The 220-nt window shown below is 33.2% G+C and carries 1 protein-coding gene; it reads right to left on the bottom strand.

Features of this window, described 5'->3' with window-relative positions; translation table 11 throughout:
* A partial coding sequence (locus tag CWC28_RS21735; protein ID WP_249324999.1) for a glutaminyl-peptide cyclotransferase occupies positions 1 to 200 on the bottom strand: 200 nt, incomplete at its 3' end.
* Positions 201 to 220 lie beyond the last annotated feature (20 nt).

Here is a 220-nt window from a genome sequence, read left to right as displayed (position 1 = left end):
TCTTTTTTAAAGGTTTTGGCATCGTATACGTAAACAATGTGATTATCCCAGGTTAACTGATAAATCTTACCATTGAGCATGGTAATCCCTTCCCCGAAAATTTTATTTGGCAGATTGATAGATTTAGTGGCTTTACCTGTTTTTAATTCATTGATACGAAGCTTGCTTCCTTTTTTTAAACCGGTTCCTTCATAAAGCATATTATTTTCCCAAATCAATC

Origin of the sequence: Pseudoalteromonas sp. S4492, from assembly GCF_005886115.1 — a bacterium.
Lineage (GTDB): Bacteria > Pseudomonadota > Gammaproteobacteria > Enterobacterales > Alteromonadaceae > Pseudoalteromonas > Pseudoalteromonas gelatinilytica.
Note: the sequence above shows the minus strand (reverse complement) of the source record. Positions and strands in the feature narration are given on the sequence as shown.